General features: G+C 66.7%; 16 protein-coding genes. 4 read left to right on the top strand and 12 right to left on the bottom strand.

Annotated elements, in window-relative coordinates; all coding sequences use genetic code 11:
* Positions 1-2 precede the first annotated feature (2 nt).
* Positions 3-590 carry a GGDEF domain-containing protein gene (locus ACOGI4_RS05290; protein ID WP_419842881.1) on the bottom strand — a complete coding sequence of 196 codons (588 nt, stop codon included), beginning with the start codon at positions 588-590 and terminating at the stop codon, positions 3-5.
* Between the two features lie 214 nt (positions 591-804).
* Positions 805-1,602, bottom strand: coding sequence for an SDR family NAD(P)-dependent oxidoreductase (locus ACOGI4_RS05285; protein WP_419842880.1), 798 nt, complete (start codon positions 1,600-1,602; stop codon positions 805-807).
* 255 nt (positions 1,603-1,857) lie between these two features.
* On the opposite strand from ACOGI4_RS05285, the gene ACOGI4_RS05280 reads away from it, so the two are divergent.
* A complete protein-coding gene (locus ACOGI4_RS05280) occupies positions 1,858-2,754 on the top strand; it encodes an LLM class flavin-dependent oxidoreductase (RefSeq protein WP_419842879.1) in 897 nt (298 codons plus the stop codon).
* 36 nt (positions 2,755-2,790) lie between these two features.
* On the opposite strand, the gene ACOGI4_RS05275 is transcribed toward ACOGI4_RS05280, so the two are convergent.
* From ACOGI4_RS05275 to ACOGI4_RS05250, 6 genes are all read right to left on the bottom strand, one after another.
* A complete protein-coding gene (locus tag ACOGI4_RS05275; RefSeq protein ID WP_419842878.1) occupies positions 2,791-2,976 on the bottom strand; it encodes a hypothetical protein in 186 nt (61 codons plus the stop codon).
* A 26-nt stretch (positions 2,977-3,002) separates the two neighbouring features.
* On the bottom strand, positions 3,003-3,758 hold the full coding sequence (locus ACOGI4_RS05270; RefSeq protein ID WP_419843093.1) for an ABC transporter ATP-binding protein: 756 nt from the start codon (positions 3,756-3,758) through the stop codon (positions 3,003-3,005).
* A gap of 68 nt (positions 3,759-3,826) precedes the next feature.
* Entirely contained in the window at positions 3,827-4,624 is a 798-nt protein-coding gene (locus ACOGI4_RS05265; protein ID WP_419842877.1) for an ABC transporter ATP-binding protein, read from the bottom strand.
* A complete protein-coding gene (locus tag ACOGI4_RS05260) occupies positions 4,621-6,582 on the bottom strand; it encodes a branched-chain amino acid ABC transporter permease (RefSeq protein ID WP_419842876.1) in 1,962 nt (653 codons plus the stop codon). Before ACOGI4_RS05260 ends, ACOGI4_RS05265 begins: the two co-directional genes overlap by 4 nt.
* The gene (locus ACOGI4_RS05255) at positions 6,579-7,670 is read right to left on the bottom strand and encodes a branched-chain amino acid ABC transporter permease (RefSeq protein WP_419842875.1); all 1,092 of its coding nucleotides are present in this window, start codon (positions 7,668-7,670) and stop codon (positions 6,579-6,581) included. The genes ACOGI4_RS05260 and ACOGI4_RS05255 overlap by 4 nt, the downstream gene beginning before the upstream one ends.
* Positions 7,671-7,838: 168 nt before the next feature.
* Positions 7,839-9,167: a branched-chain amino acid ABC transporter substrate-binding protein gene (locus tag ACOGI4_RS05250; protein WP_419842874.1), complete on the bottom strand. Its 1,329-nt coding sequence runs from the start codon at positions 9,165-9,167 to the stop codon at positions 7,839-7,841.
* Between the two features lie 38 nt (positions 9,168-9,205).
* Between ACOGI4_RS05250 and ACOGI4_RS05245 the strand changes: the two genes are divergently transcribed.
* Positions 9,206-10,081 carry an EamA family transporter gene (locus ACOGI4_RS05245; RefSeq protein ID WP_419842873.1) on the top strand — a complete coding sequence of 292 codons (876 nt, stop codon included), beginning with the start codon at positions 9,206-9,208 and terminating at the stop codon, positions 10,079-10,081.
* Positions 10,082-10,159: 78 nt separating this feature from the next.
* On the opposite strand, the gene ACOGI4_RS05240 is transcribed toward ACOGI4_RS05245, so the two are convergent.
* Both ACOGI4_RS05240 and ACOGI4_RS05235 read right to left on the bottom strand, forming a co-directional pair.
* Complete coding sequence (locus tag ACOGI4_RS05240; RefSeq protein ID WP_419842872.1) at positions 10,160-10,960, bottom strand: rhomboid family intramembrane serine protease; 801 nt, start codon at positions 10,958-10,960, stop codon at positions 10,160-10,162.
* 91 nt (positions 10,961-11,051) lie between these two features.
* Positions 11,052-12,194, bottom strand: a complete 1,143-nt coding sequence (locus ACOGI4_RS05235; protein WP_419842871.1) for a hypothetical protein — start codon at positions 12,192-12,194, stop codon at positions 11,052-11,054.
* Between the two features lie 893 nt (positions 12,195-13,087).
* Between ACOGI4_RS05235 and ACOGI4_RS05230 the strand changes: the two genes are divergently transcribed.
* The gene (locus ACOGI4_RS05230) at positions 13,088-13,807 is read left to right on the top strand and encodes a DNA alkylation repair protein (protein WP_419842870.1); all 720 of its coding nucleotides are present in this window, start codon (positions 13,088-13,090) and stop codon (positions 13,805-13,807) included.
* A 37-nt stretch (positions 13,808-13,844) separates the two neighbouring features.
* Here ACOGI4_RS05230 and ACOGI4_RS05225 read toward each other — a convergent pair whose 3' ends face one another.
* Positions 13,845-15,563, bottom strand: coding sequence for a SulP family inorganic anion transporter (locus ACOGI4_RS05225; RefSeq protein WP_419842869.1), 1,719 nt, complete (start codon positions 15,561-15,563; stop codon positions 13,845-13,847).
* Between the two features lie 49 nt (positions 15,564-15,612).
* Entirely contained in the window at positions 15,613-16,449 is an 837-nt protein-coding gene (locus ACOGI4_RS05220; RefSeq protein WP_419842868.1) for a hypothetical protein, read from the bottom strand.
* Between the two features lie 164 nt (positions 16,450-16,613).
* Here ACOGI4_RS05220 and ACOGI4_RS05215 point away from each other — a divergent pair, with 164 nt between their 5' ends.
* Positions 16,614-17,462 (top strand): LLM class F420-dependent oxidoreductase, encoded by an 849-nt coding sequence (locus ACOGI4_RS05215; protein ID WP_419842867.1) that lies wholly within the window; start codon positions 16,614-16,616, stop codon positions 17,460-17,462.
* Positions 17,463-17,515: the final 53 nt, after the last annotated feature.

Raw genomic sequence — 17,515 nt, 5'->3', positions numbered from 1 at the left:
AACTAGCGCTGTCGGCCCTTCTGGCGGTACATCGCGCGGTCGGCGGCGTGGAGCAATGCGCCGGGCGTCACGTCGCCACCGCGGCCCACGGCGCTGCCGATGCTGACGGTGACATCCATCCCGGTCAACGGGTTGCCGTCTTCGAGGTATCCCGGCGCGGGGGCGAGCGTTGCATGCAAGCGCTGCGTGATGGCCTCCATGTCGTCGGCACTGCGCAGCCCGCCGCACACCACCACGAACTCGTCCCCGCCGACACGGGCCACCACATCGGACGGCCGCACTGCGTCACGCAAGCACTGCGCCACGGTCACCAGCGCCAGATCGCCGGCGAGGTGGCCGTGCCGGTCGTTCACCTGCTTGAAGTCATCGACATCGCAGTAGGCGACACCGACGACCCGGCCGTTGCGTGCAGAGCGCGCCAGCTCAGCGTGCAGGTGGCGCCAAGCCCGGTCGCGAGCGGCGACTCCGGTCAGCGGGTCACTGCGCCAGATTCGGCGTTTGAGGCCAGATGCCAACCACAAGCCGCCGCCGCAGCCTGCGACCACAGCGGCCGCTGCAACCCGCAGCCTCGGGGGGACCAACCGGCTCAACGGCGGTTCCGGCTCAGTGAGTTCGGGCGGTTCCCGCTCAGCAAGTTCCGGCGCGGCGAGTCCCGGCTTGGACGCTGCGCTGCCAGACCGTCTCCATCAGCCAGCCAGTCTCGAGTCATCGGCATCGTCCGAACGGACCGGCTCGAGCCGTATCGGAACACCAGGCAGTCCACGGTCGACAGGCCGTGGTCATCGAGCGGGCTCATCGAACGGGTCATCGAGCCGTCCAGCCTCCGTCGACCATCAGCGACGTGCCGGTCACGTAGCTGCTGGCGTCGCCGGCCAAGAACAGCAGCGCCCCGTCCAGCTCGTGCGGAGCGCCGGGCCGCCTCATGGGGGCATTGCGGCTGATCCACGCCATCGAGCGGTCGTCGTCGAACATCGGTGCGGTCAGCTCCGTCTCGAAGTACCCCGGGCACAGGGCGTTGACCCGCACCCCCTTCGTCGCCCACTGCACGGCGAGGTCCCGCGTGAGGTTGACCAATCCGGCCTTGGACGCCGCGTACGCAGGCTGCAGGTTGGGCGCAGAGGCCACGTGACCATGCACCGAGGCCACATTGATGATGCTGCCGGCGGATTCTCTGCCGATCATGTCAGCAGCCGCGAGCCCGGCCAGCAGAAAGCACGCGTTCAGGTTGATGTCCACGACGCGCCGAAAGCTCTCGATGTCCGCTTGCTCGGCGGGGTTGACGGCGTCACTGGTGCCCGCGTTGTTGACCAGCACGTCGACCCTCCCGTAGTGGTCGACCACGCGGGCGATGAGGTCATGGCAAGCGTCATCGTCGCCGACATCGCACGAGACTGCAATCGCATCGGGCAGCTGCGACGCCAGCCGTTCGAGCCGGTCTGCGCGCCGCGCCGCCACCACGACCTTGGCGCCGGCGGCGGCGAACACCTCGGCAAATCGCACCCCGAATCCGCTCGACGCGCCGGTCACCACGCACACTCGCCCGTCCAGCCGGAACGGCGAGATCAGGTCCAGCGGGCCGTCGATACGCCCGTGGGAGCGCACGGCACTGTCGCCGCTCGCTGCTCGCCTGGTTGCCGGCCGGCTGCTTGCCGCCTGCGTGCTTGCTGGTTGCCTGCCTGCTGCGGTCTGACTCGCTGCGGTCTGACTCATGGACGGCCCTCGGGATGCCGGAACGCCAAGACGGCACCTCGATGCGCGAGCGTAGGACCGAACGGGGCAAGTTCGCGAGATGCAGCACTGGCGATCGGTCCGGCGGCATTGGGCAAGCCAGCGCGTCCGTGCCCTAGCGTGACAGCCATGAAGATCCGGATCGGCTTCGGGCTGGGCACCCGCAGCTTCACCAACGATCACGCCACCTTCGATCCGTTCGTGGACGCGCTCGAGGACTTGGGCTTCGACTCCTTGTGGTTGAGCGAGCGGCTCGGCGGGGAATGTCCGGACCCGATCGTCGGCCTTGCGTACGCGGCAGGACGCACAAAACGCATGAAGTTCGGCATGTCGGTGCTGGTGCTTCCCGGCCGGAACCTCGCCGTGCTGGCAAAGGAGCTTGCCAGCCTGGATCGGTTGTCGAATGGCCGCCTGCTGCCCGCCTTCGGGCTGGGCGTGGCCGATGCGCACGAGCAGACGGCGTTCGGGGTCGAGCGCCGCCAGCGAGCCAAGATGTTCAACGAGGCGCTGCCGCTGCTCAAGCGATTCTGGGAGGAAGAGTCGGTCACGCACCACGGCGACTGGTACAGCTACGACAACGTCTGCCTGCTGCCCAAGCCGATCCAGAAGCCCTTGGACATCTGGCTGGGCGGCGCCGCTGAGGTGGAACTGCGCCGCTGCGGACGCTTCGGCGACGGCTGGCTGCCGTCGTTCTGCACGCCGGACATGGCAGCGACGGGCTGGAAGACCGTGAACGACGCCGCCGAAGCGCACGAGCGGTGGATCGATCCCGAGCATTTCGGCGTGCTCATCCCCTACACCCACGGCGACATCAACCCCGGCTACCGAGCCATCTTGGATCGGCGGGCGCCTGGCATCGACCCCGGGGACATCATCCCGACCGGCTGGGATGGCCTGGGCGACCAGATCCGGCGATTCATCGACATCGGCGCGTCCAAGTTCGTGCCGGTGTTGGTGGGCGAGCCCGACGACTGGTTCGCCGAGCTCGACGGCGTCGCATCCGCTGTGCTGTCACTGCAGAACTAGCTGTGATGCCGCGTGAGGCCGCGGCACAGTTGCGGCTCAGCAGGTGCGCTCGCTCAATGCTGCAGCACCCCGACCCAAGAGTGCATCGATCACTTGGTACACGCTGTCGGGCTCAGCATTCTTGAACACTGCCAGACGATCGAAGGTCTCGGCTGCCGCGTAGGCCATCTTCAACGCAGAGGCGCTGCCGACGTGGGTTTCCCCCTGTTCGTCGAAGAGCACGTGGGGCGTCAGCGGCGATTGGGCCTTCAGGCGAGCATTGGGCGGGGCGCCGTCTCGCCGCCGGCATCGGTTCCCTGGGCGCCCCGATTGCCGCCGAGGTAGGAGGCGCGCAGCGCAGGGCTGGCCAGCAGCGCCTCGGCGGTGTCGTCCAGCACCACCCGGCCGGTCTGCAGCACCCAGCCGCGGTCCGCGATGCTCAGCGCCATGTTGGCGTTCTGCTCCACCATGAACACGGTCATGCCGGTCTCGTGAATCTGGGAGATCAGCTCGAAGTTCTGTTGCACGAGCGCCGGCGCCAGCCCCATGGACGGCTCGTCCATCAACAACACCCGCGGCTGCGACATGAGCGCCCGCCCAATGGCCACCATCTGCTGCTCGCCGCCCGACAGCGTGCCCGCCTTCTGGCCAAGCCGTTCCTTGATGCGGGGGAACAGCTCGAAGACCCGCTCGAGGTCCGCCGCGACGGCATTGCCGTCGTTGCGAAGATACGCGCCGAGCTGGAGGTTCTCGCGCACGCTGAGGCGCTTGAACAGGCGCCGGTTTTCCGGAACCATGGTGATCCCTCTGGCGACGCGGTAGCTGGTCGGCCGGTCGTTCACCACTTCGCCGTCGAGCACGACCTCGCCGGAGGTGGGCGTGAGCATGCCCAGCAGCGTCTTGAGCGTGGTCGACTTGCCGCTCGCGTTGCCGCCCAGCAGGCACACCAGCTCGCCCTCGTAGATCGCCAAGTCCACGTCGCGCAGGGCATGCACGGCGCCGTAGTGCGCGTTCACTGTGCGCATCTCGACCAGCGGAGTGCGATGGGCGCTGTCGGTCGCGGCGCCATCGGCGGTTCCGGCGTCGGCACCGCTCACGATGCCGCCCCACGGCCGAGGTACGCCTCGATGACCTGCGGGTCCGCTGCGACGTCGGCGTAGGCGCCCTCGGCGATCTTGACGCCGTGGTCCAGCACCACCACACGGTCCGAGACCTCGCGGACGACCTCCATGTCGTGCTCGATGACCACGATGGCGAAGCCCCACTCGTCGCGCAGCCGCCCGATCAACCCGGTCAGCTCTGCGGACTCCGTCGGGTTCATGCCGGCGACCGGCTCGTCGAGCAGGATCAGCTTGGGATCGGTCGCCATGGCTCGGGCAATCTCGAGACGGCGCCGGTTGGCATAGGAGAGGGTGTATGCCGGCTGATCGAAGCGGTATCCCGTGAGCCGGCCGCCGAAGAAGGACAGCACCTGCTTGCCCCGCTCGGCGATCGCAGCCTCCTCGACTCGGAACGCCTTGGTACACAGCAGTGCCGCGAAAACACCTTGGCGGGTGCGGCAGTGTTGAGAGACCATCACGTTCTCCAGCACCGTCATGTTGGCGAACAGCCGGACGTTCTGAAAGGTGCGAGCGATGCCGCGCGAGGTCACGCGGTTCGGATCCGAGCCGATCAGCGACTCGCCCTCGAAGAGGATGTCGCCTTCGCTGGCAGCGACGGTGGCCGTGATGGCGTTGAACAGGGTGGTCTTGCCCGCGCCGTTGGGGCCGATGACCGAGACGATTTCGCCGGGGCACACGAAGAAGTCCAGCCCGTCGAGCGCCGTCAGGCCCCCGAAATCGACGCTGAGACTGCGGGTCTCCAAGATCGGCTCGGCGGCAGCTTCGCTCACTGCGGCCCGCTCACGGTTGCGCTCGGACGCCGCCTGGTTTCGCCGATTTCGCCGGATTCTCCGATTTCGCCGACGGCAGCGGGCTGGCCGGCTGCGGCGTCGTCGTCGGCTTGGCCTCGCAGCCACGCGTCCTGGGCCATGTCCTCTTGGTGCAGCTCGCGTGTGCGTCTCACGCTCGGAATGAGCCCTTCGGGCCGCGCCAGCATCATCCACACCAGCAGTGCGCCGTAGATCAACAGCTTGAACTCCGAGAACTCGGCCAGCAGACCCGGCTGCTTGGGGCCGCCCAGCACTCCGATAAGCACCGCAGCACCGGCGATGACGCCGACGATGTTGACCATTCCGCCGAAGATGACCACCACCAGAATGACGATCGACACCAGGATGAGAAAGCTGGCAGGGAACACCGAGCCGACCTTCGCCGCGAAGATCGCCCCGCTGAACGAGCCCAGCACTGCACCCACCACGAACGCCAACAGCTTGATGTTGACCGTGTTGATGCCCATGGCTTCGGCCACCGTCTCGTCTTCGCGTACCGCCATCCAGGCCCGCCCGATGCGCGAGCGCTCCAGCCGCCACGAGACGTAGACCGCCAGTGCGCAGAATGCCAGCACCAAGTAGAAGACGCTGCGGGGATCGGTGCCGGACACCTCGGCGAGGCCGAAGATCTCCGCGCCCGGGATGTTGGTGATGCCCTGCGAGCCGCCGAACCAACCCGACAGCCAGTCCGACAGGAACAGCAGCCGGATGATCTCGCCGAAGCCGAGCGTGACGATGGCCAAGTAGTCGCCGCGCATGCGGATCACCGGCGTGCCGATGAACAGCCCGACCAGTCCGGTCACGATCACGACGCCGATGAGCGCCACGAGCCACGGCAGTTCCGGGTTGATGCGCGGCGAGGAGGCGGCGGTGAGCACCGCGGCGCTGTAGCTGCCGACCGCGAAGAACGCCACGTAGCCCAAGTCCAAGATGCCGGCCAGCCCGACCACCACGTTGAGCCCGAGCGCCAGCAACACGAACAGCCCCACGTTGGCCAGCAGCTCGTTGGTGAGCTTGCCTGCGAACATCGGCAGTATCACGAGCATGGCACCGGTCGCCACCATCATCCCGAGCTGTGCCCGACGGCGGGCGGGCCCGTCCAGCGATTCGATGCTGGCTCGCGCCCGTCGGATCCGACCGCGCCCCGCCACGGCCAACGCCGCCGAGCCGACCGTCAGTGCGATCGCGCCGCTCACCGTCAGGCCGCCCCGAGGCGCGTAGAACCAGTCGACCAGACCGTCCACACCCAAGCCTTCGGCGAGGTCGGTCGTCAACGATTCGAGCACCGCGACGCCGAAGAGCGTGATCGCCGCCGTAGCGACGGCTCGTCGCCCGAGCACCGGCATGACGCGTAGCGAGCCGCCGACGGCACCGATCACGGCGCCCAAGACGAGCCAGACCGCCGCTGCGAACGCGGTGCCGCGCCGGAAAGCCAGCAGGTCGGCCAAGATGGGACTCCAGTTGACGAGCGGATCGCGCAGATCGAAGTTGGCGATGAGGACTGTCAGCAGCGACACTCCCGCGCCGGCCACCGCACCGCACGCTGCTCCGCCGACGACCTCATGGGCGCCGGGCCGATGCGGTCGCACGCCGTGGCGGCGCGCCTGATGGCCCACTCGAATGCCGACCGCCAGCGGCGCCACCACAAGCGACAGGTACCCCAGGCTGAGCACCCCCTCGACGAGCACACGGCCGTCGAGCTTCACCGGCATGCCCGACAGCGAGACGAAGATCTGCGCGACAGCACCGATGGCGCCGAGGCGAGCGATGCGGCGCCAGTTCTGCGCGAGGGCGCGACGGGGGGGTGCTTGGTCGTCGCCGGCAATGGCGGTCGGTCCGGTGCGCGGCACGTTCGCCGGCGCAGCAGCGGGTGCCGGATCTGGCACCCAAACGCGCTGCGAGGGCACGGCTGGGCTCACGTCCGGTCCTGCGCCGGCAGCCGTTCCCCGAACAGGCCGGCCGGTCTCACCAGCAGGACGATGATGAGCATCGAGAACGCGACAGCGTCGCGAAGCTGCGACACGCCTCGCACGCCGAGCGGCTCCAAGATCAGCAGCGGTCCGACCGATTCTGCAACGCCGATCGACAGCCCGCCGGCCATGGCGCCGCCCAAGTGGCCGATGCCGCCGACGACCGCAGCGCTGAAGGCCTTGATCCCCGGCAGGAAGCCGGTGGTGTGGACGACGCTGCGGAACAGAATCCCCCACAGGATCCCGGCCATGCCCGCCATCGCACCGCCCAAGGCGAACACCTTGACGATGGTGCGGTTGACGTCGATGCCCATCAGCGCCGCGATCTCCGCATCCTCGGCGACCGCGCGCATGGCCTTGCCGGTCTTGGTGCGATCGACGTAGTACCACAGCGCCGCCATCGACACCGCTGCCACGACCACCACGAGGATCTTCGCTCCCTCGATCTGCAGGAACGTGTGCTTGGCTGTCGCCCAGTTCGGCACGTCGGGGTAAGCCTTGCTGGCAGGGCCCAGCAGCACCACGGACACGTTCTGCAAGAAGAAGGACACGCCGATGGAGGTGATGAGCGGGATCAGCCTCGGCGCACCGCGCAGCGGCCGATAGGCGACACGCTCCATCACCACCGCAGTCAGCGACGACACGATGATCGACACCACCACGATGAACACCAACGAGCCCACGAAGTTGGACTCCCACAAGCCGGCGTCTGCCAGCTTGTTCGAGGTGATCATGCCGGTCATGGCCCCCACCATGAACACCTCGCCGTGGGCGAAGTTGATGAAACCGAGCACGCCGTACACCATCGAGTAGCCGAGCGCTATCAGCCCGTACATCGACCCCTGCGCGATGCCCGAGACGATCAGTCCACGGAGCTGTGCTCCGGTGAGGCCGGTCGCATCGGGATTCGCCCAGCGGGCGAAGGGGTTTGCGGGATTGATCTGCTGGGCGACGAAGGCTGTCAAGCCGACGGCGAGCAGTGCCAGCAGCGCCAGCCGCAGGATCGTGAGGAACCAGTCGACTCTGGTGCGAGGCACCCAGAGGCTGCCCCCGAGCCGACGCCGGGTGCGGCGCCGGGAGTGCGAGGCAGTGCGCCGCCGCGGCGTCAGAGCATGGGACGCTCCGGTGCGGGGCGACCCTCGTGATGACACCGTGGCGACGCTAGACGGCCACGAGTTGTAGTGCTAGCGCGAAGTCTGAGCGCTTCAGGGTGTGTAGGAGAAGACGACGTTGGTCATGCTGGCGCCGACGTTCTCCTCGCCGCCGATGTTCTGGACGACCGTGATGCGCCCGGCACCGCAGTCGCCGAAGTCGTCGCAGCTGATGGTGCCGATCATCCCGCCGTAGCCCTCGACGCCATTCAGGTGGTCGCGGATGCCTTGGCGGTCCACGTTGAGGTTGCCGTCGGAATCGACCCACGACGCTGCCTCGATGGCGTCCAACAGCAAGGTGGTCGCGTCGTAGCCGTGTGCCCAGAATGCCGCCGCCGGCGCCTCGCCCCAACGCTCCTCGTAGGTGGCCAAGAACTCCTGCGCCGTCCTGCCGGTGCTCTCGTTCTCGTTCTCGCCGAAGCGTGTGTCCGGACCCGAGAAGTACATGTCCGCGGTCTGGGCTCGCGCCAGGTAGTTCGTGTTCAACAAGCCGTCAGCGGCGAGCAGCACGGTGTCCTCCAGCCCGGGCACTCCCGGCGCCTGATCGGCCATGAAGTCGCCGGCAGGCTGGAAGATCGGGAAGAACAGCGCTTCGGGGGCGCCGGTGGCGATCTCGGTCAGCACCGGCACCATGTCGGTGTCTTCTTTGTTGATCGCGGAGATCCCTGTCACCGTCCCGCCCAGTGCCTCGAACGCATCGGCGAACGCCTGCACGAGACCTTGGGTGTAGGGGTCGCCGTCGTGGACTGCTGCGGCGTCGGTCAGCCCCAGCTCGTCGAAGACGAACTCCGCCATCGCGGCACCTTGGAAGAGGTCGTTGTGCGCGGTCCGGTAGTAGCCGACGTTGTAGTTCTCGCCTGCCGTGCCGGCCAGATCAGAGGTCAGCGCCGGCGATGTGTTGCTGCCCGAGATCAGCACCATGCCTGCGCCGGTGATGAGCGGTGCCGCGGCGACCGCCGCTCCAGAGCACGAGGTGCCGATCACGCCGAGCACGTCTTCGTCAGCCACGATGGTCTGGGCTGCGGCTTGGCCGCCGTCATTGGAGCACAGATCGTCGAGCGTGGTGCCCAAGTCCACCTCGAAGCCGTGAATCGGGCCGTAGTCCTCGATGGCGAGCATCGTGGCCCGTTCGATCGGCAGGCCCAAGAAGGCCACGTCGCCGGTGATCGCTTCGAGCGAGCGGATCTGAATCGCACCGCCCGGCTCTACTTGGACCACGCCGAGCGAGCCATCGCCGAGGTGGTCGGTCGTCATCGGCGCTGCGGTAGTCGCGGATGACGTGTCGTTGTCGTCGTCGCCGCCGCACGCCGCAGCGAACAGCGCGAACGCGAACAGTGCCGCGAGTGCGGTCACCAGTCTGCCATTACGAGTCTTCGTCCTCATGCGAAACTCCTTCAATCCGCATCTAGTTTCGTCATCGTATGCGCTCGCCATGGCCTCCCCATCCACTCCGAGCGCCTAGGGAATGGCTCTCGCCTGAGGCGCTGTTCACCGTCGGGGCAGTATCGCAGTACTTGGGCGCCGCCACGGCGTTCACGCTCTTCGACGAACTTGGGGCCGGCACCGTCGCTCTGCTCAGGGTGGCAGGTGCCGGAGCAGTGATCGTGGCCTTCAGACGGCCATGGCGACGGCGCTGGTCCCGAGTCGCAGTGGTGTGGGCCGGCGCATTCGGAACGGCGCTGGCTCTGATGAACCTGTTCTTCTACCTCGCCATCGAGCGCGTGCCGCTCGGCAACTCTGTCGCCATCGAGTTCGTCGGCCCGATTGCGGTGGCAGCGTTCGGCACTCGCACTGCCCGGTCGGCTGCTGCATTGGCGCTGGCTGTCGCCGGTGTTGTCGCTCTGGCCGGGTTCGCGCCGCCGGGCGCACAGCTCGGCGCACTGTTCTCGTTGATCGCCGGGGCGCTGTGGGCGGGCTACATCATCCTCGGACATCGCGTGGCGCGTTCGGGCTTGGCAGTGGACGGCTTGGGCGTCGGCATGCTCATCGGTGCCGTGGCGATCGGTCCTGCCGGCGCCGGCGGATTGGGCGCAGCCGCGGCGACACCGCTGCTGCTTGCGGCCTGCGTGGGTGCCGGCGTGCTGTCGAACGTCATCCCCTACGGAATCGACCAGGTGGTGATGCAGCGTCTCGCGCGGGCGCGGTTCGCGCTGCTGCAAGCGCTGCTGCCCGCCACGGCGACGCTGGTCGGGTTGGTGTGGCTCGCTCAGGTGCCGAGCCTGCGCGAAGCGCTCGGCATTGCAGCCGTGATCGCCGCAATCGCCATCAACCGGACCACTGATCGGCCGACTGGCTGACCGACGAGGACCTCGCCGCCTCAGTCAAGTCTCGGACCAGTCTCGGTGGCCGCTCTGGGTGCCGCGTCTGTCAGGAACTCACAGCAGCGGGTCGCGCCAGGTGGATGCCGCGGCCAAGGCCACCACGAACATCGCCGCCGCAATGAGCGTCAGCAGGCCCCACACCACCAGCGGCGACCGTCGCATCCGGGCGTCGACCACGGGGGCGTTCGAGAGCCGTTCGGCCAGCGTGGGCGGATGCCGCCTCCGGCTGGTGTCGCCGATGGCCAGGCCGGCCAGCACCCCTGCCACCAAGCCGCCGAGATGTCCGCCGATGGAGATGCCTGGAATGAGAAACGACAACACGACGTTGATGACGATGAGGCTGCCCAGCCCGTCCCGCCACGGGTTGCCGCCGCGCAGGAGTTCCACCAGGTAGGCCGCCCCCATCACGCCGTACACCGCCCCGGACGCTCCCACCACGTAGGCGTCGGGGCGATGCAGCATCGCGCCGGCGGACCCGCCGATGAGCGAGACCACGTAGACGCCGGCCAGCAGGCCAGGGCCCACGGTTTGCTCAAGACGCCGCCCGAGCAGGAACAGCACCAGCATGTTGAACAGCAGGTGGCGCAGGTCCGCGTGCAGGAACGCACCGGTGAAGATCCGCCACCATTCGTGTTGCAGAAATGCGCCAGTGACGAGCTGCCACGCGTCGTCGCGCTCTGCGATGTAGGGACCGACAGTGCCGAAACGGTCGAGGGCCGAGAAGCGCAGCGTGTTGCCGGCGAACGCCGCGAGACGCGTCAGCTCGTGAGTCAGCACGAAGACCAGCACTGAGATGCCGCCGAGCGCGACGGTGGCTGCCGGCTGCCCGCCCGTCCGAACACCAAGCCCACGCACGATGGTTCAAGCTAGCTGTTAGTTGGCGCTCAGAGGTGTCGGCGTGGGGACGGCGCAGCTGTGGCCGGTCTTGGCGCGGACGTGTGGGCAATCAGCCACCCCAGTTGCCGGCAACGTAGTTGAAATGGCGGTTCACCTTCTCCGCATAGACGACGGTGAAGGGAACATCAATGAGGGCATCCAGCTCTGCAGCGATAGCAACATAGAGTCTGTTGTCCGCCAAGCCATGACGGTCAGCGTGTTCTGCGCCACCTTTGCCATTCCGAGCATCGACATGCTGCTGCCAGTCGCCGACATCAGGAACCCGATGACGGTCTAGCCCAATGGTGAGCCGATTGGCACGATGATCGATCCATGTCCATGCGACGGCTTCGGACAATTCGAACACGGAAGCAGATACACTGGACGAGTCAAGGGGGAGATGTATCCCACGCCCGTCATCGAACTGCTCTTGGGCCGACTTGAGCGCTGTGTAACTCGTAGTAGCTCCATTGCGTATCTCTATATCGCCGTGCAATCCGGCCAGCATCTCTGCCTGCCGACTCGGCGGCTGGTCGTCCGTCAGAAGCAACCACGCAACAAAAGCATCTCCGTCACGTGCATATGAGCTGGCGTTGTCGATCCCCCAGCCAGCGATGCGCACTGATTCAAGAGAGCGCAGCTCCGAGACCACTGACAGCATCTCCGGGATACGCTGCAGGCGGCGACGAGCTTCCGACCATTGCACCCCATGAGTGGACACATACGCTTCGGTTGCACAGGCGAGGTGATAGAGGTTGTCTCGATGTCCGCATGTTTCGATCCAAGAACCTGACATCACGAAGTTATCGCCACACGCCGAGCTGCGAACGTCCCGTTCCGACGCGGCGAAGACGATCACTTCATCACCCGACCGGAAGGGTCCTTCGGCACCCTCGCGAAGATGAAACCAGAGTTTGCCCTTAAGTCGGTCATACTGTATGAGATCTTTCGGTAGCGACAGCACTCTCACCGGAGACGTATTCCAGTTTGTCGGCATCTGATTTTCGGGCACTTCATTGGATGGAAGTCGCAGATACAGGCAATTCCCTTCAATCCAAAGCGTTCCGATGGCCCAGTGCAAGATGTCTTCGACGGAGATCCCAGCTTCAGCAACACGCTCATACCCTTCTTCAAATTCGACCCACGGGATGGGCAAGCGATCTTCAGTTCTTGGCTGCCACAAATGCACCGTGCTCGCCGAGGCAGGCGACACTGCAGCGGTGGTCGAAGTAACCGCAGTTCGCGGCGGAATGTGGAACGTCGTCGTGGCAGTTGCGGAAACAGACTCGCTGGATTGCGATGTCCTCCTTACTTCGCGGTCCGCTGCAGGTTCGGACCTGCTCGGCTCAGAGCCATCAGCAGCGCATGCGAACACGAACAGCAACAATGGCAGGACTGCGTAAGCTACATCGGCGCTGAGTGTGTGCGCATCATGAAGTCTCAGATTACGCCGTTCTCCAGCCTGTCTGATGATCACAAGACATCCGATGGCCATCTCGTCACGACAACTACTCCGAGGGCTGTCTGAACTTGCCGAATCGCACTGAAGAAGATATGCGACGTCACCTCGCTACATTTGTTGCCTAATCCACTGCCCTTGTATATCCCATAAGCTGCGCTGTAGCTGTAGACGGGTCCGCCGCTACGGCATGCGCCATATAGGTAGCGGCGACCGGATGCGCTGGCTCGTCGGCTAGTGTTGGCGGCACCCCCTCCCAGCGGCATCAGTGCTATGAGCCGCGCAGCGAGCGTCAGTGTGACAACTCGATGCCGCAGTCTGAGAGTCCACCGAGTGCCCCGGTGCTGTTGGAGCCGTTGGTCGTGCATGAGTGGCCTCCCTGCAAGCAAAGACGGGGCTCGGCGAGACGGCTCGCCGCGAGCCTTCACTGCGACCATGCGTACCACGTCGCCCGCAGCGAACTTGGTCACCGTGTACAGCCAGCCCGCCGCGACTGTCGCCAGTGCCCGATACAGCTCAGACGGCCGCAGTCAACTTCTGCTGCTCCCGGCGACGCCGCGCGATAGGTCGCCCGTACGATCCTCTGTTGCAGATGTGGTGCGGCGGATCGGGCGCTGCGTACGCTGCTGGGACGGGGGCTGAGTGCGATGTCGATGCTGTCGGACGTGATGGCGCAGCTGCGCGGAGCCGGCACGGCCCAGAACCGCAAGGTGTACGCGCGTCACGGTGCTGCTGAGCCGATGTTCGGCGTGAGCTACAAGGACCTCGGCCGCATCGCCAAGCCGCTGCGCACGAACCACCAGCTTGCAGGCGAGCTGTGGGACAGCGGCAATCACGATGCTCGTGTACTGGCGCTGCGCATCGCCGATGCCGCTGCGATCACCGCGTCACAGGCGCAACGCTGGCTCGGCAGCGTCGACAACTACATCTTGGCCGAGGGGCTCGGCGGACTGCTCGCGCATTCGCCGCATGCCCGCGCGCTCAGCGAGCAATGGCGTGACTCCGCCAACGAGTGGCCTGCTTCAGTCGGCTGGTTCATCGTGACATGCACCGCCGAACAGCCTGATGTGTGGTCTGTCGACGAGCTGCGCGGCTTCGTGACTCAGATCGGCACCGAGATCGCAGAGCGGCCCAACCGGGTGCGTCACGAGATGAACGGCGCGCTCATTGCGATCGGGCTGCGAGGCCCCGAGCTGCGGCGCGCCGTGCTCGACGTGGACGCTCGCATCGGCCCGGTGCAGGTCGACCACGGCGAGACCGGCTGCAAGACCCCGGCCATTGCGCCCTATATCGAGCGGACGTTGGCGCATCGAGACAAGATGGCCGCACGCCGAGCGGCGAAGGCTGCTGCGAAGGCGAGCAGGTAACTGCCTGTCGGTCCGACATGGCGCCGGTGCCACACGGCTAGCCAGCAGCGGGACGGTCATGGGATTCGTGGAGCAGCCGACGAGCGACGGCCCGAGCGGCGTCGAGATCTTTGACGTGCTGGTCGGCAGGGACGCTGCGGAGCACGTTCAGCTCCCGAACGCTCGTCGCACCTGATCGGTCCAGCCCCATCACGATGCACCTGGTGCCCGACTCCACCGCGACCTCGACGAGCTGGCCGACCATGTAGGCGGCGCTGTCGTCCATGTGACGCGTCTGCGTGAAGTCGAAGATCACCACCTCGTGCTCCTCCACGTCTCGGTTGATGGTGTTGAACAGCTTGATCGACGACGCAGCCGTGAACGTGCCCCGCAGCGACAATAGGCCGGTGCGCGCAGCGAACGGGTCGAGTCCGTCGAGGTCCGGACTGCCAGAGCTGTTGGCGCCGTCGGTGCGCTCCGCCGAGCGGGAAGTGTCGGTGGCCGGCAGGGCAAGGAATGTCACGTCTAGCAGCGGAGTGGAGACCACGTTGTCCAGCTCGAGGCGCTCGACCTGCCGCGACGCGGTCATCGCTGCGGCCAGCAAGCCCGCGCCGACTGCCAACAGCAGGTCGGAGACGATCGACAGGCCCAAAGTGAGCCCCATGACGGCGTACTGATCGAACTGCGTTCGCCGCACACAGGCCAAGTAACGCCAGTCGATGATGTCGAAGCCGATCTTGATGAGAATGCCCGCCAGCACCGCGTGCGGGATGACCTCTGCAAAGCGTCCCAGACCGAGCACCAGCGCGCCCAGCACCGCCGCGCACAACACGCCGGAGGCTCGTGAGCGCCCGCCGGCTTTGACGTTGGCCACCGTGGCCGATGTGGCGCCGGCACCGGGAACCGCGCCGATGAACGCAGCCAGCAGGTTGGCCGCACCGACTCCGATGAGTTCGCGATTGGGATGATGCGAGTCGCGGGTCATCGCATCGGCCACGCGCGCAGTCAGCAAGCTGTTGATCGAGCCGAGCAGTGCGAGGGTGACCGCCGGCGGCAACGCGCCGCCGATGTCAGCCCAGTCGAAGCTCGGCATCACCACGTCCGGCAGTCCCGATGGCACGCTGCCGATGACGGCCACGTCGTCGATCCAGAACGCGCTCACGACCGTGGCGACCACCAGAGCAGCGACCGAGGCCGGCAAGAGCCGCCGCAGCGGCCGAGGCCACAGCAGGCACACCGCAATCGCGAGCACGCCGAGCGCAGCAGCGCTGGTGTCGATGTTGTCGACGGCGTCTGGCAGTGCGCCCAGCGAGGCCGCCACGCCGCCGAGTACCACCTCGTGGCCCAGCAGCGGAATCAGCTGCACCACGATGATGATCACGCCCACCGCGGACGTGAAGCCCGACACGACGGGATACGGGGTGTAGGCCACGAAGCTGCCCAGACGCAGCACGCCGAGCAGGATCTGCACGATGCCTGCAAGCACGATGATGGACAGCGCCTTGTTGATGTCCTGCTGCGCGTAGTCGACGACCACCACCGACATCGCCACCGACAGTGGTGCCGTCGGACCCGAGATCTGCGTCTTGGCGCCGCCTCCCAGCGCAGAGAGCAGGCCCACTGCCACGGCCCCGTACAGGCCGGCGATCGCGCCGAGCCCCGAAGCGAGGCCGAACGCCAACGACAGCGGCAGCATCACCACCGCCGCAGTGAGACCGCCGAAGACGTCGTCGCGCAGCCGTGCTGCGCTGTAGTCGAGCGTCGGCAAGCTCGGCATCGGCAACTCAGCGACAACCCAGCGCCGTGCTCAGCCGAACGTGGCGCAGCTACTGGCCGAGGAAGCTGTCGAGCGCCGCCAGCACGATGGCTGGGTCCGGTTCGAGGAACACGCTGGTCAGGCCCGAGCTGTAGATCGAGTCGCCGACACGGACGACGACGCCATAGCGGTTGACGGCCAACCCTTGGACCGTGGCGGTGAAGTCGGTGCCGAACGACTCGTCGCCGAGCTCAGGGTCCTCCCCGGGTCTGAACGATCCGACAGCACCGGTCTCGGCTTCGGGGAACTCGCCGCAGGCAATCAGCTCCTTGCGGTAGTTGTTCAGCGCTGTCGATGCCGCCTCCACCGACTCGAATCGGGCGATGTAGATGTCGAGGAACGGCCCCGTCAGCGCGTTGGAAGCCCACGTTGACTCCGAGTACGCCACCGGGCCGATTCCACCGAAGGATGCCGTGCCCGGACAGGTCTCGGCTCGCGGAATGTTCGTATCGGTTTGCAGGATGTCGAAACCTTGGGGTACCTCGCCCTCAAGCAAGGTGCCTTCCACAGCGGGTGGCAGTGCCGTGCCGGCCCGACCTGGGGCTGCGGTGGTGGGCGGCGGCTGCGTTGTGGGCGCTGTCGTCGACGCAGTTGTCGATGCTGGTGTTGGCGTTGGTGCGGCGGTTGATGTGGCCGGCGCGGCTGCGGTGGTGGCAGGCGGCGGCTGAGTCGCGGGCGCAGTCGTCGGCGGTTCGGTCGCTGTGGACGGCGCTGGCGTCTCGGCCGCAGCCGGTGCAGTGTCAACGGCCGAGGCATCGTCTCCGCCGTCATCGCTGCACGCCGATGCCGCAAGGGCGAGCAGCACAGCGATGGCAGACAGAAGCAAGGCAGCTCGGGCACGGCGCATGCGGGCAGACTATTCCTCACCGCAGCACTGCCCAGTGCAAGACCGCCCGATGCAATGCTGACCAGTGCAATGCTGCGCTACGGCAGTGCGACAGCGCGGGACCGTGCAAGACGAAGAGGACACCAGCAAGTGAACCAGTCAGCACCAACACAAGGAGACACGCAGTGAAGTTCGGCATGACACTCGCGAACACCGGTCCGCAGGTCCACGGCGAGGGAGCGATCGCCTATGCGCAAGCCGCTGAGGCGGCGGGATTCGAATCGCTGTGGACGGTGGAGCACGTCGTGGTGCCGGAGGGATACGCCACGCCCTACCCGTACTCCGAAGACGGCAAGATGCCGGGCAAGCGAGACGACATCGACATCCCCGATCCGCTGATCTGGATGGCCTACGCCGCGGCGGCGACCTCCGAGATCAAGCTCGGTACCGGAATTCTGATTGTGCCTCAGCGGAACCCGCTGGTGACCGCCAAGGCCGTCGCCACCTTGGATCGACTCTCGGGCGGTCGCGTGATGCTGGGGGTCGGCGCCGGCTGGCTGGCCGAGGAGTTCGCTGCACTTGGTGTCGCGTTCGACGACCGTGGCGACATCACCGACGACTACCTAGAGGCGTACCGAACGCTGTGGCGCGACGACGTGTGTTCCTACCACGGTCAGCACGTCTCGTTCGACCGCGTGTACTGCCGGCCGCAGCCGGTGGGACCGGTGCCGATCGTCGTCGGCGGAGACAGCAAGCGGGCAGCCCGGCGAGCCGGCGAGCACGGCGACGCGTTCTTCCCGGTATCTGGCAACTTCGAGGACATGACCGCGCTGCACGAACACGCGAAGCGCTGCGCGGAACGGGTCGGGCGCGACCCCGGCCAGCTCGACTTCATGACCCAGGGACCGGCGACGCCGGAGTTCATCGAGCAAGCGGCGGCGGCAGGCATCACTCGCCTGGTCACCTTTCCCATGTCGCGCTCCAAGTTCGACGACTTCAGCCGAGACGTCATCACCGCGTACGCCGACGCCTAGCAGTCGTGGGAGCACAGCTCGGCAGATCGCTGGGCACCGCTGAGCACCCGCAC

It is taken from the genome of Candidatus Poriferisodalis sp., from assembly GCF_965205175.1.
Lineage (GTDB): Bacteria > Actinomycetota > Acidimicrobiia > Acidimicrobiales > Poriferisodalaceae > Poriferisodalis.
Note: the sequence above shows the minus strand (reverse complement) of the source record. Positions and strands in the feature narration are given on the sequence as shown.